The organism is Micromonospora pallida (assembly GCF_900090325.1).
In the GTDB taxonomy this organism is placed as follows: Bacteria; Actinomycetota; Actinomycetes; order Mycobacteriales; family Micromonosporaceae; genus Micromonospora; species Micromonospora pallida.
Map to the genome: position 1 here is coordinate 1,680,609 of NZ_FMHW01000002.1, position 20,639 is coordinate 1,701,247.

General features: G+C 73.2%; 17 protein-coding genes. 8 read left to right on the forward strand and 9 right to left on the reverse strand.

Annotation, left to right across the window (positions count from 1 at the left end):
* Positions 1–4: 4 nt before the first annotated feature.
* The gene (locus tag GA0074692_RS07440) at positions 5–937 is read right to left on the reverse strand and encodes an STM4015 family protein (RefSeq protein ID WP_091640750.1); all 933 of its coding nucleotides are present in this window, start codon (positions 935–937) and stop codon (positions 5–7) included.
* A gap of 111 nt (positions 938–1,048) precedes the next feature.
* Here GA0074692_RS07440 and GA0074692_RS07445 point away from each other — a divergent pair, with 111 nt between their 5' ends.
* From GA0074692_RS07445 to GA0074692_RS07465, 5 genes are all read left to right on the forward strand, one after another.
* Positions 1,049–2,473, forward strand: a complete 1,425-nt coding sequence (locus GA0074692_RS07445; protein ID WP_091640754.1) for an RNA-guided endonuclease InsQ/TnpB family protein — start codon at positions 1,049–1,051, stop codon at positions 2,471–2,473.
* A 673-nt stretch (positions 2,474–3,146) separates the two neighbouring features.
* Positions 3,147–4,682, forward strand: coding sequence for a bifunctional 3-(3-hydroxy-phenyl)propionate/3-hydroxycinnamic acid hydroxylase MhpA (gene mhpA / locus GA0074692_RS07450; protein WP_091640757.1), 1,536 nt, complete (start codon positions 3,147–3,149; stop codon positions 4,680–4,682).
* Between the two features lie 274 nt (positions 4,683–4,956).
* Entirely contained in the window at positions 4,957–6,213 is a 1,257-nt protein-coding gene (locus tag GA0074692_RS07455; RefSeq protein WP_091652869.1) for a glycoside hydrolase family 16 protein, read from the forward strand.
* Between the two features lie 97 nt (positions 6,214–6,310).
* Positions 6,311–6,766 carry a helix-turn-helix domain-containing protein gene (locus GA0074692_RS07460; protein ID WP_245730215.1) on the forward strand — a complete coding sequence of 152 codons (456 nt, stop codon included), beginning with the start codon at positions 6,311–6,313 and terminating at the stop codon, positions 6,764–6,766.
* Positions 6,759–7,127 (forward strand): DUF4180 domain-containing protein, encoded by a 369-nt coding sequence (locus GA0074692_RS07465; protein ID WP_091640763.1) that lies wholly within the window; start codon positions 6,759–6,761, stop codon positions 7,125–7,127. Before GA0074692_RS07460 ends, GA0074692_RS07465 begins: the two co-directional genes overlap by 8 nt.
* A gap of 58 nt (positions 7,128–7,185) precedes the next feature.
* On the opposite strand, the gene GA0074692_RS07470 is transcribed toward GA0074692_RS07465, so the two are convergent.
* A complete protein-coding gene (locus GA0074692_RS07470) occupies positions 7,186–7,968 on the reverse strand; it encodes an SDR family NAD(P)-dependent oxidoreductase (protein WP_091640766.1) in 783 nt (260 codons plus the stop codon).
* Positions 7,969–8,193: 225 nt separating this feature from the next.
* On the opposite strand from GA0074692_RS07470, the gene GA0074692_RS07475 reads away from it, so the two are divergent.
* From GA0074692_RS07475 to GA0074692_RS07485, 3 genes are all read left to right on the forward strand, one after another.
* Positions 8,194–8,934, forward strand: coding sequence for a nucleotidyltransferase domain-containing protein (locus GA0074692_RS07475; RefSeq protein WP_091652873.1), 741 nt, complete (start codon positions 8,194–8,196; stop codon positions 8,932–8,934).
* A gap of 5 nt (positions 8,935–8,939) precedes the next feature.
* Positions 8,940–9,761 carry a nucleotidyltransferase domain-containing protein gene (locus tag GA0074692_RS07480; RefSeq protein ID WP_425413379.1) on the forward strand — a complete coding sequence of 274 codons (822 nt, stop codon included), beginning with the start codon at positions 8,940–8,942 and terminating at the stop codon, positions 9,759–9,761.
* Between the two features lie 96 nt (positions 9,762–9,857).
* The gene (locus GA0074692_RS07485; protein WP_091640773.1) at positions 9,858–10,721 is read left to right on the forward strand and encodes a S1 family peptidase; all 864 of its coding nucleotides are present in this window, start codon (positions 9,858–9,860) and stop codon (positions 10,719–10,721) included.
* Positions 10,722–10,787: 66 nt separating this feature from the next.
* Here GA0074692_RS07485 and GA0074692_RS07490 read toward each other — a convergent pair whose 3' ends face one another.
* The 7 genes from GA0074692_RS07490 to GA0074692_RS07520 all read right to left on the reverse strand — a co-directional run bounded on the left by GA0074692_RS07490 (position 10,788) and on the right by GA0074692_RS07520 (position 20,617).
* Positions 10,788–11,078, reverse strand: coding sequence for a hypothetical protein (locus tag GA0074692_RS07490; protein ID WP_091640776.1), 291 nt, complete (start codon positions 11,076–11,078; stop codon positions 10,788–10,790).
* Positions 11,072–11,389: a hypothetical protein gene (locus tag GA0074692_RS07495; protein WP_218106586.1), complete on the reverse strand. Its 318-nt coding sequence runs from the start codon at positions 11,387–11,389 to the stop codon at positions 11,072–11,074. The genes GA0074692_RS07490 and GA0074692_RS07495 overlap by 7 nt, the downstream gene beginning before the upstream one ends.
* 112 nt (positions 11,390–11,501) lie before the next feature.
* Complete coding sequence (locus tag GA0074692_RS07500) at positions 11,502–13,526, reverse strand: non-ribosomal peptide synthetase (protein ID WP_176738344.1); 2,025 nt, start codon at positions 13,524–13,526, stop codon at positions 11,502–11,504.
* Positions 13,523–14,992 carry a condensation domain-containing protein gene (locus GA0074692_RS07505; protein ID WP_091640783.1) on the reverse strand — a complete coding sequence of 490 codons (1,470 nt, stop codon included), beginning with the start codon at positions 14,990–14,992 and terminating at the stop codon, positions 13,523–13,525. The genes GA0074692_RS07500 and GA0074692_RS07505 overlap by 4 nt, the downstream gene beginning before the upstream one ends.
* Entirely contained in the window at positions 14,985–16,139 is a 1,155-nt protein-coding gene (locus GA0074692_RS07510) for a MupA/Atu3671 family FMN-dependent luciferase-like monooxygenase (RefSeq protein ID WP_218106587.1), read from the reverse strand. Before GA0074692_RS07510 ends, GA0074692_RS07505 begins: the two co-directional genes overlap by 8 nt.
* 75 nt (positions 16,140–16,214) lie before the next feature.
* The gene (locus GA0074692_RS36680; protein ID WP_342672861.1) at positions 16,215–17,222 is read right to left on the reverse strand and encodes a phosphopantetheine-binding protein; all 1,008 of its coding nucleotides are present in this window, start codon (positions 17,220–17,222) and stop codon (positions 16,215–16,217) included.
* Positions 17,105–20,617, reverse strand: a complete 3,513-nt coding sequence (locus GA0074692_RS07520; protein ID WP_091640790.1) for a type I polyketide synthase — start codon at positions 20,615–20,617, stop codon at positions 17,105–17,107. Before GA0074692_RS07520 ends, GA0074692_RS36680 begins: the two co-directional genes overlap by 118 nt.
* Between the last annotated feature and the right edge of the window lie 22 nt (positions 20,618–20,639).

Sequence of the window (20,639 nt, forward strand, 5' to 3'; positions counted from 1 at the left end):
TCGATCACTCCCCGACCGCGGTGAACCGGTACTCCCGGCCGTCGTAGACGCTCGCCTTCTGCGCGTCCGACAGGTCGACCTCGACCCCCGGCAGCGCGTCGACCACCCGCCGCTGCGCCTCCTCGGAGAGGAAGTGGTGGTGCAGGTCGAGCCGTCGCAGGTGGGTCAACGGCTGCCCGGCCAGCAGCGCATCCACGCCCTGGTCGGTCAGCACTCCCATGGACAGGTCGAGCACCGCCAGCCGGGGGACCACCGCCGCGTCGGCCACCGCCGCGACGACCGCGTCCTGCGACTCGCCGTTGCACACCGCCAGGTGCCGCAGGGCCGGCAGGCCGGCGCCGGCCAGCAGCGGGGCCAGGTCCTCGACCGTGGTGTCCCCGCCGTAGTCGGACCGGCCGAGCCAGACGTCCAGCCGTTCCAGGGCCGGCAGCGTGGACTCGCCCACCGCCCGGACCAGCGCCCCGGGCAGCCCACCGGACTCGAAGCGCAGCTCCCGCAGCCCGTCGTGGCGCATGGGGGTCAGCGTCAGTCCGTTGCCGCCGCGCACCCACAGCACCTCCAACGTGGGGTAGGCGGTCAGCAGCGGGGTGATGTCGGTCAGGGTCAGCCAGGAGATCTCGCACTGCTCGGAGACCAGGTCGGCGAGGAAGACCGCCCGCAGCCCGGTCCACTCGGCCGCCGCGTCGACCAGCAGTTCGACCGGCAGTTCCTGTTCGTACGCGGTGCCCCACTCGCCGATCACGACGGCCCGGACCGCCGCCGGAGGCACCTGCTCACGGAACGCCGCCACGAGGGCGGCGAACTCCTCCGGCTCGGCCTCGAAGTCCTCGACCTCCAGCCGCCAGGCCACCGCCGACGGGTCCGCCGGCAGGCTCATCCCCGGTGTGAACGGCACCACCGGTAAGCCGGCGAACGACGACGCGTGCGAACTGATCACGAGAACCTCCGGTCGTACGGGTGGGTCAGCGGCGCGATGCTAATGCCTCGTCATTGAACCTTGACCGGTCGGTTCTGAGAATTGTCGTACCGGTGGTGTTGGCTGGGTCCTATGCCTCGTCGTCGGGATCCGGGTGCGCTGCGGGTGGTGCATCGCACTGCTCGTGTCGGGTTGCGGGTGACGTCGGGGCAGTGGCGGCGGTGTTTCGGGTTGCTGCGGTCGGCCGGTGACGTGTGGGCGTGTGTGCTGGAGGCCAACGCGTGGCGGCGGCGCCGGCGGGACACCCCGTTGACGAGTTACCAGGAGTTGTGTCGGGAGTTGTCAGCTTCGGGCCCGGGCACGTTCGCCGAGTTGGACACCACGGGTGCGCGGTCCGTGTTGCGGCGGTTCTCGGACGCGTGGTTCGCGGCGGCGAAACGCCGTAAGGCTGGTGACGTGTCGGCGCGGTTCCCGCGTCGTCGGCGGGGGTTGGTGCCGGTGCGCTGGTACCACGGCACGTTCACCCTCGACGGCCGCCGCGTGCGTATCCCTACCGCGCGAGGCACCCGGCCGTTGTGGGTACGTCTGGCCCGTGAGGTGCCGTATCCGGCCGAGCAGGTCCGCTCGATCACCCTACTGTGTGAGGGCGGTCGCCTGTTCCTGGACGTCACCGCCGAAGTCCCGATTACGGTCTATCCGCCTGGTGAAGGGCCGGACCCGGCCAGGGTGGCCGGTGTGGACGTGGGCATCATCCATCCGTTCGCGGTGGCCGGGCCTGGTGGGGAGGCGTTGTTGGTGTCGGGGCGGGCGATCCGCGCCGAGCACCGCATGCACCTCGCCGACTCCAAAGCCCGCCGCCGGGCCGTCGCCCGCCGAGCACCGAAACCAGGCCAGCGCGGGTCACGTCGGTGGCGGAAGTATCGGGTGCGGGTCCGTCGGGTGGAGGGCCGCCATCGGCGGCGGGTGCGGCAGGCCCAACACGAAGCCGCCCGCACCGTCATCACCTGGGCCGTCAACCAGCGGGTCGGAGTACTCAAGGTCGGTGACCCGCGCGGCGTTCTCGACCTGCCGTCCGGGCGGCGGCACAACCTGCGGCTACGGCAGTGGCAGATCGGCCGCCTCCTACAGATCCTCGCCGACAAGGCCACCCTCGCCGGTATCACCGTGCACCTGGTGGACGAGCGCGGCACCTCCTCCACCTGCCCCGCCTGCCGCAAGCGGGTGCCGAAGCCGCGTGGACGGACCCTGACCTGCCCGCACTGCCAGTTCTCCGGTCACCGCGACGTGGTCGCGGCGGCCAGCATCGCCACCCGCACCCCGGGCGGCGGACCCACCACCACCGGTACGCATGTTGTGTTGCCTGGGGTGGTAACGCACCGTCGAGCCGGCCGGCACCTACCGGGTGTTGGTCGGTCCCGGCGTGACCCCCGCCGCCCGCCCGGCGGCGCGAGGGCCAGGATGGCCCGCTGTGGCCCGCCCCACCAACCAGTGGTGGGGAGTCGCTCGCCCAACCAGCGAGGATCCACAACACACCACCGAAAGCCCGGTGAACGTTAGTGGGCACAGCACTAACAGCCCCGACCGACAACATGATCACCGGCGGGGCGGCCCCGGTCACCGGCGGGCCGAAACACGGCGGGTCGTTCGACGGACCCGGCAGGCTAGTCGCGCGGCCGTGGTCGACGGTCCAGGTGTAGAGGGTACGGATGTCCGAGGTGGGCGATTCGAGAGTTCACGACGCGGCTTGGGTCATGAACCGGTCACGCCGAGGGGCACACTGCATACGGTCACGATGCGTGTCTGGGGCCGGGCTGGGGGCGGGTTCTCACGGTGGGTGACTCTTCGTCGAGTGGAGCCGTCCCGGTTTTCTCTTTGGTCTGCACGCTAATACGCGCGATTGCTTCTGGGCAGGGGCTGGAGTGTGTCGACGGACTTCGGTGTTGAGAGCTGCTGCTCACCGAGAGTGTCTGGTGCGTAGGGGTGCAGAGCAGGGGGCGCGCGGAGGCGCGGGTCGCGCCGGCCTGGGCTACTCATAGTGAGATGCCTGGCTGTAGTCGGCAACACGAGTTGCTGGACAGAATCCAGTGGTTCTCCGGTGCGGGGGAGGCGGTACCTCTACTGTGGTCAGCCAGAGTCGGAACCCGAGCCGAGGAGAGCCGATGGCCGTTCTCTGCCGACGGGCCCGCCCCCGTCCCCGGCCTCGGCGGCGCACTGCCGGCGAGGTGCGGCGATGAGCGGTCCGGTTCCCGTCGTCATCGTCGGTGCCGGTCCGACCGGTGTGACCGCCGCGCTCCTGCTCGCCCGGTACGGCGTCCGCTGCGTGCTGCTCGACCGGTGGTCGGACGTCTACCCCCGGCCCCGGGCCGTGCACCTCGACGACGAGGTCCACCGGATCCTGCACCAGGTGGGGGTACACGAGCAGTTCGCCGCCGTCTCCCGGCCGGCGGAGGGGTTGCGGCTGCTCGCCCCCGACCACCGGGTCCTCGCCGAGTTCAGCCGGGGCACGGCGCCCGGCGTCCACGGGTACCCCCAGGCGAACATGTTCGACCAGCCGGAACTGGAGCGTCTGCTGCGCCGGCGGATGGCCGGAGAGCCGCTGGTCACCTTCCGTGGCGACGTCGAGGTGACCGGCCTCGACCGGGAGGACGAAGGACCGGTCCGCGTGCACCTCGCCGACCGGGCGTCGGGGGAGCGGGAGACGCTCTCCGCGCGGTACGTGCTCGGCTGCGACGGCGCCAACAGCACCGTCCGGTCGCTGATCGGGTCCACCGTACGTGATCTGGGCTTCGCCCAGCGCTGGCTGGTGGTCGACGTGGACACCGACGCCGACATCGACGCCTGGGAGGGCGTACACCAGGTCTGCGACCCGCACCGCGCCGCGACGTACATGCGGGTGGGAGAGCGGCGGTACCGGTGGGAGTTCCGCCTGCTGCCCGGCGAGACGGCGGAGGACATGTCCGCGCCGGAGACCCTGCACCGCCTCGTCCGGCCGTGGACCGGGGACGTGCCGTTCCCGGCGCTGACCGTCACCCGCTGCGCCGAGTACACCTTCCGCGCCCAGGTCGCCGACCGGTGGCGGGACGGGCCCGTCCTCCTCCTCGGCGACGCCGCCCACCTCACCCCGCCGTTCATCGGCCAGGGCATGGGCGCCGGTCTGCGCGACGCGGTCAACCTGAGCTGGAAGCTCGCCGCCGTCCTCACCGGCGGGCTGCCGGAGAGCGTGCTGGACAGCTACGAGACGGAGCGGAAGCCGCACGTCACGTCGCTCATCCGGCTCGCCACCGTGATCGGCCGGGCGATGACCGAGGGGGGCGAGGTCGGCAACCTGCTCCGCCGGGTGGTCGCACCGCGCCTGGCCTACCTGCCCGGCTTCCGGGCGAAGGTCCTCGACAGTGCGACGCCGCCGCTGCGACGGTCCGCGCTGCGGCAGCGCCGCGGGTCGCCCCGCGGCCTGCCCGGGCGGCTCTGCCCGAACGCGCTCCTCGGCGACGGTCGCCGGCTCGACGAGGCGGTCGGGCCCTGGTTCGCCGTGGTCACCGTCCGGCCGGTGCCGCCGGACGTGGCGGTGGCGGCGCGGCGGCGCGGCGTGGTGCCGGTGCCGGTGGACCGGGCCTCGCCCCTCGGTCGGTGGCTACGGCGGGCCGGGGTCGTGGCAGCTCTGGTCCGTCCCGACCGCACGGTGATGGCCTCGGGGAAGGACGTGTCCGCCCTGGTGGATCGGGCTCCTCTCCTGCACCGCGTGGACCACCTGCCGGCCGCCCGCTGATCCGGACGGCTGCCCACGTCCTTCTCCGCGCCCTACGCTCCCTCGGTGTACTTGCGCCCTGCGCGCCGGGCCGGAGAACAATTGGCAACAGTGTTGACAAAAATAACAACCATCGACATGCTTCGCTAGAGAGAGCGCTCTCTCGTCCTCGATGGCCGGAACCGGCGTCCGGCGGGCCCAGCCCCCGCACCGTCTGGCCGGACGTGGCACCGCGTCCGGCGGCGGCCACCGCCGCGCGTCGCCCGGACCGCTCCACCACGCGAAGGAGACCCCCATGCCCCGATTCCGGCTCCCCCCGCGAGCCCGTCCGCTCACCCTCGTCCTCGCCGCGCTCCTCGGGTTCACCGCGGCCCCCGTCCTGCCCGCCGACGACGAGCCGGCGCAGGCCGCGATCGGCGGCATCACCTGGCAGGACGAGTTCAACGCCCCGGCCGGCACCCCCGTGGACCAGGGGAAGTGGCGGTTCGACATCGGCGGCCACGGGTGGGGCAACAACGAGCGGCAGTACTACACCAACAGCACCAGCAACGCGGTGCACGACGGTCAGGGCAACCTGGTCATCACCGCCCGGCGGGAGAACCCGAACAACTACCAGTGCCACTACGGTCGGTGCGAGTACACCTCGGCCCGCCTGCTGACCGCCGCGACGTTCACCCAGACGTACGGCCGCTTCGAGGCCCGCATCAAGATCCCCCGAGGCCAGGGCATCTGGCCGGCGTTCTGGATGCTCGGCAACGACATCGGCAGCGTGGGCTGGCCGAACTCCGGCGAGATCGACATCATGGAGAACATCGGCCGGGAGCCGAACACCGTGTACGGCACCATCCACGGGCCGGGCTACTCCGGCGGGGGCGGGATCACCGGCAGTCGGACCATCGGCGCTCCGCTCGCCGACGCCTTCCACACCTACCGGGTGGACTGGGAGCCGAACTCGATCATCTGGTACCTGGACGGCGTCGAGTTCCACCGGGTCGACCCGGGCCGGCTCGGCGGCAACCGCTGGGTCTTCGACCACCCGTTCTTCATGATCCTCAACGTGGCGGTCGGCGGCAACTGGCCGGGCTACCCGGACGGCAGCACCCAGTTCCCGCAGCAGATGCTGGTCGACTACGTCCGGGTCAACGGCTACACCTCCTCCCCGCCGACGGGCACCACCCGGATCCGGGGCGTGGGGAGTGGACGCTGTGTCGATATCCCCGGCGCCAACCCGGTCGACGGCGCCAAGTTGCAGATCTGGGACTGCAACACCAGCGCCGCGCAGCAGTGGACGTTCGCGTCCGACGGCACCGTCCGGGCGATGGGCAAGTGCATGGACCCGGCCTGGGCCGGCACCGCCAACGGCACCGAGGTCAACCTGGTCACCTGCAACGGCAACCCGGTGCAGCGGTTCACCCTGAACGGCGCCGGAGACCTGGTCAACCTCAGCTCCAACCGGTGCGTGGACGTCCGCGATCACGTGACCACCAACGGCGGCAAGCTCCAGCTCTGGGACTGCGCGGGCACCCCCAACCAGAAGTGGACTCGGTACTGAATCACCCCTCGCTCCGGCCGGCCTGAGGTCGGCCGGAGCCACCAGCGCAGTAGGTGTAATTCCCTATCATGCCCTCGATAGGGTAGGTTAGGGAGTGATGAGTGAGGAAATGTATTCGGTCGAGCAGGTGGCCGAGCGGCTGGGCCTGCACGTACGCACGGTGCGCGGCTACATCCGCGCCGGCTCGCTGCGCGCGGTCCGGATCGGCAAGCAGTACCGGATCGCCCGGTCCGATCTCGCCGAGCTGACCGGGCGTTCCGGCCAGCCGTCCGGCACGGTCACGGCCGTGGTCGAGGTGTCGAGCATCGTGCAGGTCGACGGCGTCGACCGCGCCGCCGCCGACCGGCTCGGCACGCTCGTCCTGGCCGCCGCGAAGAGCGGCCGCGACCCCGCTCATCCGCTGCGCGTCCAGACCGTCCACGACGAGGAACGGAACCGTATGAAGATCGTGATACTCGGGGGCGCCGCCGCCACCGCCGAACTGCTGCACCTGGTGGAGGTCGCCACCGACGGCGACAACGGCCTGTTCGCCGGGGAGGCCGACGGTGCCTGACCTGGTGCAGGAGCGGGCCGGCGTGCAGGTGCTGGTGTGCGACCCGGACGGACCACCGCTGGTCACCACGCAGGACGCGCTGGACCTGATCGGCGCGGCCTTCCTCGGGGCCGAGGTGGTGGCCGTTCCGGCGAGCCGGCTCGACGACGACTTCTTCGCCCTGGGCACCCGCTTCGCCGGTGAGGTCATGCAGAAGTTCGTCAACTACCGGCTGCGGCTGGTGGTGCTCGGCGACATCTCCCGACACCTCGCCGCCAGTGCCGCGCTGCGTGCCCTGGTCCACGAGTCGAACCAGGCCGACCACGTCTGGTTCCTGCCCGACCTCGACGCGCTCGACGCCCGGCTGCGCTCCGCAGCCTGACGGCCCGGCTACGCGTCAAAGCTGACCGCTCCGTCCGCTGATCAGGGATGGGGTGTCTTCACAGGGCGTGCCCGCCGGCGACTTGCAGCACCTGCCCTGTGATCCAACGGGCCTGATAGGACGCCAGGTACACCACAGCGTCCGCGATGTCGTCGGGCTCACCGATCCTTCCCATCGGCACGATAGCCGTCACCTGGTCGATGAGGTCCGCCCCGATCCAGCCGGTCTGGACGGGGCCTGGAGCGACCGCGTTGACCCGGATGCCGCCGGCCGCCAAGTCAAGCGCTGTGGCGCGGGTGAGCGCCTCGAGCGCGGCCTTCGATGTGCCGTAGCCGATCTGGCCCGGAAACGCGCGGGCGGCGTCGGTCGTGACATTGACGACGCAGAGCGGATCGTCCCCGCGTCGTCGGCGTGCCACCTCGGCGGTCAGGAGCGCCGGGGCGATGGTGTTCACCCGGTAGTGCCGTTCCAACGAGCCCTGGGTCAGGGTGTCGACCGTGTCCGGCGACTCGCAGTGGGCCGCGTTGTTGACCAGGACGTTGATTGAGCCAGTCCGGTCCAGAACCGCTTCCACGAGCTGGTGTGCCGCACCGGGTTCCGAGAGGTCGGCACTGATCGCGAACGAGTCGTTCCCGAGCTCCTGGGCAAGCTTGCGGGCCGCATCGTCGTTCGGCGTGACGTGGTCCCACTGGGTGCCTGTGGGCACGGAGAGGTCTCGGGCGAGGTGGTGGATCACCACGCGCGCGCCCTGGGCGGCGAACGCGCGGCTGATCGCCGCACCGATTCCTCCGCCTCCGCCGGTCACCAGGACGTTCTGGCCCGCAAGACGCGTATCGATCATCATGCCTCCTTATCGCCAGAGCCTCTGTCGGAGTGAGCGGCAGGGCTTGAGCTGGCTTGACGATCTTCGCTTGTCGGAGGTCGAGATGTGACAAGGTCTCCGGTAGATGGTTCAGCGACCAAGCGAACCTGAGACCGGAGACCTCGTGGACACCCTAGCGGTGACGAGGCGGCACGACCTGGAACCCGGATGCCCGGCCCGTTCGGTCCTGCGATGATGGCCGGCATGCTGCCCGACGGCGCCACCCGGTCGCCCGCACCCCAGCCGACGGCCGACGTCCTGACCGACCGGCTGGTGGACGAGCACACCATCCTCCAGGTGGTCGTGGGCTCCCGTGCCTTCGGTCTGGCCGGTCCGCACTCCGACACCGACCGGCGGGGCGTGTACGCGCTGCCGGCGTCGGCGTTCTGGCCACTGACCAAGCCGGCCGACCACCATGAGGGACCGTTGCCGGAGCAGTTCCGTTGGGAGGTCGAGCGGGTCTGCGTCCTCGGGCTGGCCGCCAACCCGAACGTCCTGGAGGTGCTGCACTCGCCTCTGGTGGAGACCTGCACCCCGCTCGGCGCGGAGTTGCGCGACCTCACCCCGGCGTTCCTGTCCCGCCGGGTCGTCGACACCTACCTGCGGTACGCCACCGCCCAGTTCACCAAGGCGCAGCGCGGCGTCGAGCGCGACGGCGCTCCCCGGTGGCGGCACGTGACGCACCTGATCCGGCTGCTGGCCGCCGGCGCGCACCTGGTGCGGACCGGCGAACTGGTGCTCGACGTGGGCGCCGACCGGGAGCGCCTGCTGGCGCTGAAGGCGGGCGCGCTGCCCTGGGCCGAGGTGATCGACTGGCGGGACCGGCTCACCGCCCGGCTGGTGGCCGACCTGGCACACAGCCCGTTGCCGGAAAATCCCGACGCCGACCGGGTCGAGCGGTGGCTGGTCTCGGTCCGCCGTCGGTCCGTCCGGGGGCTCGCGTGACGGCCCTGGCGGGTGCCGGCCTGCCGGCGGGTGTGGACCTCGCGGCCGTGGTCGCGGAGCAGCCGGACCCGCTGGTCTTCGCCACCGTCTCCGGCGCGCACCTGTACGGCTTCCCCTCCCGGGACTCCGACGTGGACCTGCGCGGTGTGCACCTGCTGTCGGTGGCCGCGCTCGTCGGGCTGGGCGAGCCGGCGCAGACCCGTACCGCGATGTGGCACCGCGACGGGGTCGAGATGGATCTCGTCACCCACGATCTGCGGAAGTTCGTCCAGCTCATGTTGCGGCGCAACGGCTACGTGCTGGAACAGCTGTTGTCGCCACTGGTGGTGCACACCTCGCCGGTGCACGCGGCGCTGGTCGAGCTGGCACTGGGGGTGCTCACCCGGCACCACGGGCACCACTACCGCGGCTTCGCTGCCACCCAGCGCCGGCTGTTCGACCGTACCGGTGAGCTGAAACCGTTGCTGTACGCCTTCCGGGCGCTGCTGACCGGCGTCCACCTGATGCGCGCCGGCCGGGTGGTGGCGCACCTGCCGACCCTGCTCGACGCCGAGCCGGCCCCGGCGTACCTGGCCGACCTGATCGCGGCGAAACGTACCGCCGAACACGGCGCCCTCGGTGACCTGGTCGGGCGGGACGTCCTCGGCCGGGACCTCGACGCGCTGGCGGCCCGGCTGGATCAGGCGCAGCAGGACACCCGGCTTCCCGAGCAGCCGTCTGGGTCGCGGGAACTCGACGACCTCGTGGTCTCGGCCCGACTGGCGGATCCCCGGCACCACCCCCCGGAAGCCCCCGTCTCCCGTACCGGGGAACGCCGAGCGGGCTGATCCTGGCCGGTCAGATGCGTGCCGTCGCTTGAATGTCGGTGGGGCGGGGGAGGATGCTGTATTGACATCCACAAATTTCGATCAGTGGAGGTCCGTATGCGTCGTTCCCCGTTCCTCGCCCTCCTCGCGGCGGTGCTGCTCCTCGTCGCGCCGACGGCTGCCCAGGCCCGACCTGCCGCTCCCGACGCCGTCGACCCGGCCCGGGCGGCGGCGGTCCTCGCCGAGGTCCGCACTGCCGGCACGGCCTGGGTGCTCGATCCGGCCACCGGCCGGATGACCCTCACCGTCGACGACACCGTCGGCGCCGCGGAGCTGGCCACCCTGCGCGCGACCGCGGCCCGGGCCGGCGCGGTGCTGCGCCACGAACCGGGCCGGCTGACCACTCTCATCGCCGGCGGCGAGGCGATCTACGCCAGTGGCGGCGGACGCTGCTCGCTCGGCGCGAACGTCCACCGGGGTACCACCTGGTACTTCGTCACCGCCGGGCACTGCACCAACGTCGGCAGCGCCTGGTACGCCAACCCCGGCGGGACCCCGCTCGGCACTCGCGCCGGCAGCAGCTTCCCGGGCAACGACTACGGCATCGTCCAGTACACCAACACCTCGATCGCCCACCCGAGCGCGGTCTACACCTACCCCGGCCTGCTGCCCATCAACAGCGCCGGCAATCCCTACGTCGGCCAGCGGGTCTGCCGCAGCGGCTCGACCACCGGCGTTCGGTGCGGCAGCGTCACCGCCCTGAACGCGACGGTGAACTACGCCGAGGGCTCGGTGTTCGGCCTGATCCGTACCAACATCTGCGCCGAGCCGGGCGACAGCGGCGGCCCGCTCTACGACCCCGCCACCGGCCGGATCCTCGGGATCCTCTCCGGCGGCAGCGGCAACTGCACCACCGGCGGCACCACCTACTACCAGCCGATCATGGAGATCCTCTCCGCGTACGGCCTGACCCTCCCGTGACCGCGACGCCCCGCTTCCCGCACTATCGGGGAAGCGGGGCGTGGTGCGGTCCGGAGGGTTAGCGGGTCAGCAGAACCAGCCGTCCTGGACCCAGCCGCGTCGGTTGATGTTGCCGTAGGCGAAGCCGTAGATGTAGCCACCGCTGCGGGGGCCCTCGACGAGGAAGGTCTGTCCCCGGTAGAGGGTGCCCATCCAGGCGCCGACCGGTTCGGTGCGGACGAACAGGTCGTTGGCGCAGACCGTCTCCCGCTCGCCGATGGTGCCGTACGCCGCCGAGGCGGCCGTGGGGGTGAGGGCGACCGTGGCGACCACCGCCGCGACGGTCGCGCCGATCCGGCGGGCTACGGGGTTCACCATGAGTCGTACCCTCCGATGCACTCGTACCGCAGGTAGCCCCAGTCGTTGGGGCCGAAGTCGAAGGAGGCGGCCCAGCCGTTGTAGACCGGGTGCGAGCCGGGGGTGTGGCCGATCTTGTCCCCGTAGTAGAGGACGCGCTTCAGCCCGGACGGGCCGGTGGAGGAGTTGTAGTTGGCGTAGAAGCTGGCGCTCTGGCACACGACGATGGCGTGCCGGGGCACCACAGCTGCCTGGGCGGCGGGGGCGCCGAGCGGGATGGTCAGCGCGCCGGCCGTCAGGGCGGCGGCGAGCCGCAGTCTCGATGTCGTCATCAGGGCCTCCGATCAGCGACGACGGTTCGCCCATGCTACCAATGCAATCGATAAACTTGAATGGCGTCCCTGATTGGCCGGTCGCCGACGGCACGGCGATCGGCCCGACCGGTCACGCTCCCCGCCGGGCCCCACGTGCCCGGCCCATCTGCCGCCGGGCCTCCTGCCGGGCCTGCGCCTGCCGCTCGGCCGCCGTCAGGCCGTCGGGCGCTGGCGGGTCCGTCGGTGTGGGCGCCACGAGTGGCGTCGAGAGATGCGCTGCCATGTCACGGATGGTCGGCAGGCGGAACAGGTCGACCACGTCGACCTCCCGGTCGAACGCCCGCCGCAGCAGTCCACTCAACCTGATCATCAGGAGTGAGTCCCCGCCCGCGTCGAAGAAGTTCCGGTCGGCCTCCACCCGTCGGCGCAGCACCGTCGTCCAGGCTTCCGCCACCGCCCGTTCGGCCGCGCCGGACGCCTGCGCCGCCCGGCCGGGTCCGTCGGCGGCTGGCCGGTCCCGGTCCGTCCGCCCGGCCTGCTCGTCCCGCCCAGCCTGCCGGGTCGGCTCGTCCTGCGCAGCCCGCCCGGTCTGCGCTGCCCGGTCGACTCGTTCGGCTCGGGCGGCGGCGCCGAGCAGCGCGCGGCGGTTGACCTTGCCCGACGGCAGCAGGGGCAGCGCGTCCAGCACGAGCACCCGGTCCGGCCGGAGCCGTGCCGGCAGCAGCCCGGCCAGGTCGGACCGCAACCCGGCGGTGCCGGGTGCCGGGACCTCCGCCGCGACCAGTTCGCCGGATGCCGGAACCACCGCCGCGACCAGCTCGCCGGTGGGGGAGCCGACCACGGCGGCGTCGGCGATCCCCGGATGCCGGCGCAGCGCGGCCTGCGCCTCGACCGGCGGCGCCGGTTCTCCGTCCCGCCGGGAGCAGTCGTCGAGGCGACCCACCCACCGCAGGACACCGTCGGCGTCGCGCCGGACCAGGTCGTCGGTGGCGACCATCCGCTGACCCGGGGTGGCGGCGAACGGGTCGGGCAGGTAGCGCTCCGCCGTCAGGGACGGCTGGCCGTGGTAGCCCCGGGTCACCGCGCCACCGCCGAGGTGCAGCCGGCCGACCACGCCCGTAGCCACCGGCCGCAGCGCGTCGTCCAGCACGTACGGGGTGGTGTCGGCGCGGGCCGCGCCGAGCGCCCAGGGGTCGTCCGTACGGTGGGTGCCGGCCAGCACCGGCCCGCCGGTCTCGGCCGCGCCCCACGCCGACCAACAGGTCACGGCCGACGGCACGGGACCGGTGACCGGACCGCCGGTGACCAGCAGCGCGGTGGTGTCCCCGACCGGGCTGGCCTCCCCGACCGGGGCGGGCAACCCGATCCGGACACTCGGGGCGGCAGCCGTCGAGGTCGACCCGACGGCCGTCGCCCCGGCAGCGTCCATCAGCGCCGCGTCACCGTCCACCAGCACCGCATCACCGTCCACCAGCGCCGTCCCGCCGACGGCCAGCGGCGCGAGGAATTGGCAGAGGGCGAGGTGACCGTCCAGCGGCGCGTCGACCCGTACGCCGGCGAAGGTGCCGGTCGGCCAGCCGTCCACCAGCCAGTCCACCAGGCCGGCGAGGTTGCCGTGGGTCACCACCACCGGCCTCGGCTCCTCCTCCACCCCGGCCGAGTGGACGACCACCGCCGCCCGGTCGGCAGGCCAGTCGGGGGGTGGGAGAGCGACGGGCGTCGCCGGCATCGCGTCCACCATGGTCACCGGCACGTCGAACGCCGCGCACTCCACCGTCGCCGCCGTCACCAGGACCGTGACCAGCCCCGCGTCCAACGCCTGGAGACGCAGTCGCATCCGCGCCGCCGCCGGGTCCAGCGGCACCGCCGTCCCGCCCGCCCACAGCACCCCGAGCAACGCCGCCACCAGCTCGGGCGACCGGGGCAGGCAGATTCCCACCGGTGACTCGGCGACCACGCCGCGCCCGCGCAGCACCCCGGCGATCGCCCCGGCCCGGGCGACCAGGTCGCCGTACTCCAGACACCCGGCGGCGGCGCGGACCGCCACGGCCCGGGGCGTACGGTCGGCGTGGGCCGCGACGCGGGCGAGCAGGCCAGGCCCGGTCGCGGACGTCGTACCCGCTCCGTCCCCACGGTCGCGGCCGCCGCCGGTCACCGGTCGACCTCGTCGTCCGGCGGCGTCGGCAGCTCCGCCATCGGCCGGTCGGGCGTCGCGACCGCCCCGTGCAGCAGCAGGTCCAACTGCTGCCACATCCGCTCGATCGTCGCGGCGGTGAACAGGTCGGCATTGTACTCGATCATGCCGTAGAGGCTGTCCTCGCCGGCCTCGTCGAAGTAGCCGATGCTCAGGTCGATGGTGACCGTCTGCTTCTCCAGCATCAGCGGCTCCAGCTCGAGGCCCGCCATCGTCAGCGGAGCCTCGTGCCGGAAGTCGACCATGATGAAGGCCACCCGGTAGAGGGCGCCGAGTCCCACGCCCCGGCCGACGTTCAGCTCGTCGAGGATCACGCCGATCGGGATGTCGTGGTGATCGAGGGCGCCGGTCATGGTCCGGCGGGCGGCCGCCACCAGCTCCCGGAACGTCAGCTCCGACCGGACGGTGGTCCGCAGCGGCAGCATGGTCAGGAAGAGCCCCATCAGCGGCTCGGTCTCCGCCCGCCGGCGGGTGGACGAGTTGGTGCCCACCACCACATCCTCCGCGCCGGTGAGCCGGTGCACCAGGAACTTCCAGACCGCGAGGAGCACCACGTTCAGCGTGGTCCGTTCCTCGTGGGCGAACCGGCGCAGCTCCTCGGTCAGCTCCGGCGACAGCCGGAAGTAGCGCTGGCCGGACCGGTTGGTGGCGCCCCGCCGCTCGGGGTGGTCGGTCGGCAGTTCCCGCGCCGGTGGCACGTCCGCCAACTGGCGCCGCCAGTACGGCAGGTGCCGGACCCGGACCTCCCGCTCGATCCACTGCGGCTGCCACTCGGCGTAGTCGCCGTACTGGATCGGCAGCGGCGGCGGCTCGTACGTCCCGCCCTCGACGTAGGTGCGGTAGAAGCCGGCCACCTCCTGCCCGAAGATGCCCATCGACGCCCGGTCCCAGATCATGTGGTCGAAGATGCGGACCAGCACCTGCTCGTCGTCGGTGAGCCGGATCAGCAGCATCCGCAGCAACGGGCCGACGCCCATGTCGAACGGCCGGTTGCCCTCCGCGCGCGCCTCCTGCCACATCCGCTCCTCCCGCTGGTCGGCCGGCAGGTCGCGCAGGTCGATCGTCGGGATGGTGAACGGCAGGTGCGGGTGGACCACCTGCACCGGTTGGTCGCCGTCCAGTTCGTACGTGCTCCGCAGCACCTCGTGCCGGGCCATCACGGCGTGCACCGCGCGGGTGAGGGCGTCCAGGTCCAGCCGGCCGCGCAGCCGCCACGCCGACGGCACGTTGTGCGCCGGATCGTGCGGCAGACGCTGCCGGTGCAGCCAGACCCGATCCTGGGCGTCGGTGAGCCGGGCCCGGTCCCGCCGGGCGCGGCGCGGAATGGCACCCACGCCCACCATGGCCTGCCGGTCGGCGAGGCGACGGTCCAGCAGCGCCCGCTGCGCGGGGGTGAGCCGCTCCAGTCGGGCCGACAGGTCAGTCATGCGCGGACTCCTCCGAACTCTGGTAACGGTTACGCAGGTCGGCGAGGTGGCGCAGACCGTCGCGTACGGTGTCGGGCGACAGGCCGAAGTCGACCAGGCAGGCGACCTCGTCGACCCCGACGTCGACCAGGTCCTCCACCAGGGCCTCGCACTTGTCGGGCGTGCCGAGCAGCGCCAGCGACTGGAAGTAGCGTTCGAAGGTGGCGTCGAGCATCGCCGCGCGGGCGTCGTCGTCGAGCGCGCTGAACCCGCCCTCGATGCCCTGGTGCTGCCGCAGGAACGTGCCGAGGTAGTCGATCAACGGCTTCCGGACCAGCCCGCGGACCTCCTCGTCGCTGGGGCCGAGGAAGGTGTGCACCATCGTGGTGACCGTGCCGGCGTCCGGGTCGTGCCCGCCCGCCGCCCGGGCCGCCCGGTACGCGGTGATCTTCTCACCGAGCTCCACCAGCCGGTGCCCGATCACGCCGGTCAGGATGTTCGCCCCGATCGCGCCGGCCCGCTCGAACGTCTCCACCGATCCCGCCGCCGAGACCCAGACGGGGAGTTTCGGCTGCAACGGCCGGGGCAGCGTACGGACCGCCCGGACGCTGCCGTCGGGGCGGGACACGTCGATGGTCTCCCCGGCCCAGAGCCGCTGGATGGTCTCGATGGCCTCGAACATGGCGTCCTTGCGCCGGGGGAACCCGTCGGGTCCGCCCGGGGCGAGGACGAAGTCGTCCGGATGCCAGCCGGAGGCGGCCGAGACGGCCGCCCGCCCGCCGGAGAGGTTGTCCACCACCGCCCACTCCTCGGCGACCCGCACCGGGTGGTGCAGCGGCAGGACGACGCTGCCGGCCCGCAGCTGCACCCGCCGGGTGATCACCGCCAGCGCCGCCGCGAGCAGCGACGGGTTCGGGTAGAGGCCACCGAAGTCGACGAAGTGCCGCTCGGGCACCCAGACCGCGGCGAAGCCGTGCTCGTCGGCGAACCGGGCGCAGTCCAGCAGGAGCCGATACTTCTCCCCGTCCTGGGTGGAGCCGTCCCCGGAGAAGAAGAACAGGCTGAACGCCATCCGGCTGGTGGGGCGTCGCCGCCGGCCCGGCTGGGCTGCGGCGCGGGCCGTCGGGGCGGCCAGCTCGGGCGGCAGGCTGACGGCGCGGGCCCGCATCGCCTGCTCCAGGGCAGCCCGACGTTCGGGGAGAGGGCGGCGAGCCGCCGGTTCAGGTCCGCCACCGAGGGACGCTCAGCCATGGTCACCGCCTCCGATCGTGCCGACGGCCGGGGTGGCCTCGATCTCCGCCAGCAGCGCCTCGAACTCGTCGAGCCCGATGCCCTCGCCCTGCCACACCCGGATCGCCGCCGCCAGACCGGTGACCGTGGGCGCCTCGAAGATGACGCTCATCGGCAGGTCACCGAAGTGCTGCCGGAGCCGGGCGATGATCTGCATGGCGAACAGCGAGTTGCCACCGAGCTGGTAGAAGTCGTCGTCCGGACCGAAGCCCGATACGCCGAGCACCTCCTGCCAGACCTCTGCGACGGTCCGCTCGACGTCGTCCTCGAGCGGCGGCCCGCCCACCGGCTCCGGCACACCGGGCGGGGCACTCCCGTCGGGGTGAGCCGACTCCGCAGGCACATCCTCGGCCACGCCCGCTACGCGTACCTGTGGCGCGCCGCTGGCCAGGGCCGCCCACACCGCCGCCGACGCGAGCGCCGTCCGGTCGTCGGCGTCCTTGCCGTCCACCGGCCGCAGCCGGACCGCGCTGGTCGGCCTTCCCTCGGCGGTACGTTCCTCGGCGTACGCGCCGAGCACCGCCGCCAGCGCCTCCTCGGTCAGCGGGTCGGTGCCGCCCCGCGCGCCGCTGGCGAGCAGCAGGACGTCCAGGTCCTCGCCGTCCAGCAGCCTGGCGAGCAGACGCACCCGGTCGAACCGCCGCCCGACCTCCCGCAGAGCCTCCGCCGGCCCGCCGGTGGTCGATACAGCTTCCGCCGGCCTGCCGACGGCCCGCTCCGGTCCGCCGACCGCCTGTTCCGGACTGGCGGCTGGCGGCAGGTCGACGGTGTGCACCACGCCCCGGAGCCGGCCGAGCCGGTCCCGGGCGGCGACCACCAACCGGCCCGACGCGTCCGGGTCGGTCAGGTCGGTGGGCAGCCAGTGCACGGTGTCGGGATACGCGGCGAGCAGCCGCTCCAACGGGTGGGTGGCGTCCGGGTCGACCAGGTCGACCACCTCCGCCTCGCCGGCCAGCACCACCCTGGCCCCGGCCCGGGCCAGCTCCCCGGCGATCCGCAGCGCCGGCTCGGCGGTCCCGGTGACCAGGTACCCGGCGTCCGGGACGACACCCGCCGACGCCACCTCGCCCGACGGGACCGCCACCAGGGACCGGCGGAAGCGCCGTGCCCCCGGTACGCGACCTGCTCGACGCCCGGGCCGGCCGGCTCAATCGCCAGTTCGGTGAGGACCAGGTCCCGCCGCCGGTGCCGGTCCGCCTCGGAGCCGGAGGCACCGGTCGACTGGAGGTCCACGAAGTGGAACCGGAGCGTCGGGTACCGCCGGGCCAGCACGGTTGCCGTGCCGTCGAGGGCGGCCCGCTGCGGGGCCCGGACCGGGGAACCGGCCACCTCGCGCAGGTCCTCGGTGAGCACGTCCACCCGGACCGGCCGGTCCGAGGACGTCTCGTGCAGCGCCCGCGCCAGCCCGGCCAGCACCGCCGCCCCGTCGTCCGAGTGGTCTGCGGCGTACAGGACCCGGTCCACCGGCGTGCCGTCCCGCAGCAGCGGGGCCCACGGGTCGGCCGGACCGTCGCCGGCGCCGGGCCGGACCAGGTCGACCCGGTTACCGTCGGCGCGTAGCGCCGCCGCGACGTCGGCGCCCACCCCCTGCTCGTCGCCGAGCACCAGCCACCGGCCCGGCTGCGGCATCCGGGCCGCGTCCCGGGGCAGGTGGGCCGGGAACCAGACCGGTGTCTCGATCGACGCCGCCGGGGCCGCCGTGCGGGGCGTCCGCCGGAGCAGGAACCCGGTACGGGTGAACGGGTAGGTCGGCAGTGGGGTCCGCCGCCGGGGGACGCCGCCGTGCAGCGCCAACCAGTCCGGCTCCACCCCGTGCCGCCACAGGTCGGCCAGCGCGGCGAGGGCGCGCCGCTGCTCCGACGGCCCCTCGTCGTCGCGCGGCGGCGGCAGCACCGCCACCACCGGGGGCGGTGACCCCGCGTACGGCCGGGCCCGGACCAGGTTTCCGAGCCCGCGACCCGGACCGACCTCGACGAAGACCGGGTTCGGCAGCGTCGCGACGACCGCGACGCCGTCGGCGAAGCGCACCTGGCTGCGGACGTGGGCCACCCAGTACCCCGGGTCGGTGGCCTGCTCGTCGGTGATCCACGTTCCGGTCACGTTGGACACGAACCGCCGCGTCGGCGGACGGAGCCGTACCGTCCGCAGTACCTCGGCGAAGGCGTCCAGCGCCGGTTCGGTGTGCGCGGTGTGGAAGGCCCGCCGGACCGGCAGGGCCCGGGTCACCGCGCCGGCCTCGGCGAGGCGTCGCTCGACCACGGCCATCTCCGCGTCGTCGCCGGCGACCACGCAGGAGGCGGGTCCGTTCACCGCCGCGATCGTGCCGTGCCCGGCCAGTACGGTCCGCAGTTCGTCCTCGGCGAGGGCAACGGCGATCATCCGGCCGGGCGGCAACGCCTGCATCAGCCGGGCCCGCGCCGCCACCACCAGGGCCGCGTCCGCCAGGTCGAAGACCCCGGCCAGGCAGGCGGCCACCAGTTCGCCCAGGCTGTGCCCGGTCATCGCGTCCGGTTCGACTCCCCAGGACGCCAACAGCCGGGCCACGGCGTAGTCCAGGCAGAACATCGCCGGCTGCGCCTGGCCGGTCTCCTCGGCGGGATCCCCGGCAGTCGTGTCGACGCCGAGGAGCAGGGCCCGGAGGTCCCAGTCCAGATGCGGAGCGAAGGCCGCCAGGCACTCGTCCAGCGCCGCCCGGAACACCGGCTCGGCGGCGTACAGCCCCGCGCCGACCCCGGCGAACCGGGTGCCCTGACCCGGGAAGAGGAACACCACCTGCGGCGTACCGTCCACGACCGGGTCGGTCGTGCCCGCGCCCAGTGCCTCGACCGCCTCGGCGGCGGTGCCGGCGACCACCGCCCGCCGGTACGGGAACCGGGCGCGTCCCACCTGGAGCGTCCAGGCCGCGTCGGCCAGCGCGGCCGGGTCGGCGGGCGTCCCGGCGAGGTGGTCGGCCAGTCGCCCGGCGGCGGCGGCCAACTCCTCCGGGGTACGCGCCGACAGCGGGAACACCTGCGTGGACCGGTTCGGGTCGGCCGACGGCCGAGTCGGTGCCGCCTCCAGCAGCAGGTGGGCGTTGGTGCCGCCCATGCCGAAGGAGCTGACCCCGGCGCGCGGCGGATGGTCGGTGACCGGCCACGGCGTACCGTCGGCGGTGATCCGGAACGGGTTCCCCGGCCGGTCCAGCGCCGGGTTGAGCTGGTCGAAGTGCAGCGTGCCCGGGATGAACCGGTGCTCGATCGCCAGGGCCGTCTTGATCAGACCGGCCACCCCGGCGGCGGCGTCCAGGTGACCGATGCTCGACTTGACCGCCCCGACCCGGCAGGAGCCGGCGGCTCGCCCACCGTGCGCCTCCGCCAGCGCGCGCAGCTCGATCGGGTCGCCGAGCGCCGTGCCGGTGCCGTGCGCCTCGACGTAGTCGACGGTCGACGGGGCGATCCCCGCCACGGCGAGGGCGTCCCGGATCACCGCGACCTGGCCGGTGATGGACGGCGCGGTGATGCCGACCTTCGCCGAGCCGTCGTTGTTGACCGCCGACCCCCGGATGACCGCGTGCACGTGGTCGCCGTCGGCGAGGGCGTCCGCGAGCCGCTTGAGCACCACCACGCCGACCCCGTCGCCGGGGACGGTGCCGGTGGCGTCCGCGTCGAACGGCCGGCACCGCCCGTCCCGGGACAGGATGCCGCCCTCCTCGTGCCGGTAGCCGGTCGGTTCGAGCTGCCGGACCGCCGCACCGCCGGCCAGTGCCATGTCGCACTCCCGGGTGAGCAGGCTCTGGCAGGCCAGGTGCACCGCCACCAGCGACGACGAGCAGGCCGACGAGACGGTGAGGCACGGCCCGGTCAGGTTCAGCTTGTACGACACCCGCAGCGCCAGCATGCCGGCGTCGTTGCCGACCGCCACCTGCAACGGGTGGGCGATCCGGGCGGCCCGTTCCGACGGGAGCACCCGCTCGGCCAGGTGGTGGCTCGACGACGCCGCCGCGAAGACCCCGACGCTGCCGTGCTCCCCGCCGGGGGCCCGGCCGGCGTGTTCCATCGCCGACCAGCAGCTCTCCAGGAAGAGCCGGTGCTGTGGATCGGTCACCTCCGCCTCGGCCGGTCCGATGTCGAAGAACTCGGCCGCGAAGAGTTCCGGCGCGGCCAGCGGGAAGCTGCTGCGCACGTACGCCGGGTCCGCGAGGTCCGAGGCCGACACTCCCGCGTCGGTCAGCGCCCGGTCGGTGTGCGTGGTCGAGCCCTCGACGCCGGCCACCAGGCCCCGCCAGAACTCGTCGACCGAGTCGAACCCGGCCAGGCGGCCACTCATGCCGATGATGGCCACGCTGTCCTGGAACGCCGACTCCTCCTCCGCGCCCATCTCAGACGCTCGCGGGGCGGTC

Coding starts and splice junctions, on each gene's coding strand:
- GA0074692_RS07445 (WP_091640754.1), top strand. CDS start 1,049: ATGCCTCGTCGTCGGGATCCGGGTGCGCTGCGGGTGGTGCATCGCACT.
- mhpA (WP_091640757.1), top strand. CDS start 3,147: ATGAGCGGTCCGGTTCCCGTCGTCATCGTCGGTGCCGGTCCGACCGGT.
- GA0074692_RS07455 (WP_091652869.1), top strand. CDS start 4,957: ATGCCCCGATTCCGGCTCCCCCCGCGAGCCCGTCCGCTCACCCTCGTC.
- GA0074692_RS07460 (WP_245730215.1), top strand. CDS start 6,311: ATGAGTGAGGAAATGTATTCGGTCGAGCAGGTGGCCGAGCGGCTGGGC.
- GA0074692_RS07470 (WP_091640766.1), bottom strand. CDS start 7,968: ATGATCGATACGCGTCTTGCGGGCCAGAACGTCCTGGTGACCGGCGGA.
- GA0074692_RS07475 (WP_091652873.1), top strand. CDS start 8,194: ATGCTGCCCGACGGCGCCACCCGGTCGCCCGCACCCCAGCCGACGGCC.
- GA0074692_RS07485 (WP_091640773.1), top strand. CDS start 9,858: ATGCGTCGTTCCCCGTTCCTCGCCCTCCTCGCGGCGGTGCTGCTCCTC.
- GA0074692_RS07490 (WP_091640776.1), bottom strand. CDS start 11,078: ATGGTGAACCCCGTAGCCCGCCGGATCGGCGCGACCGTCGCGGCGGTG.
- GA0074692_RS07495 (WP_218106586.1), bottom strand. CDS start 11,389: ATGACGACATCGAGACTGCGGCTCGCCGCCGCCCTGACGGCCGGCGCG.
- GA0074692_RS07505 (WP_091640783.1), bottom strand. CDS start 14,992: ATGACTGACCTGTCGGCCCGACTGGAGCGGCTCACCCCCGCGCAGCGG.
- GA0074692_RS07510 (WP_218106587.1), bottom strand. CDS start 16,139: ATGCGGGCCCGCGCCGTCAGCCTGCCGCCCGAGCTGGCCGCCCCGACG.
- GA0074692_RS07520 (WP_091640790.1), bottom strand. CDS start 20,617: ATGGGCGCGGAGGAGGAGTCGGCGTTCCAGGACAGCGTGGCCATCATC.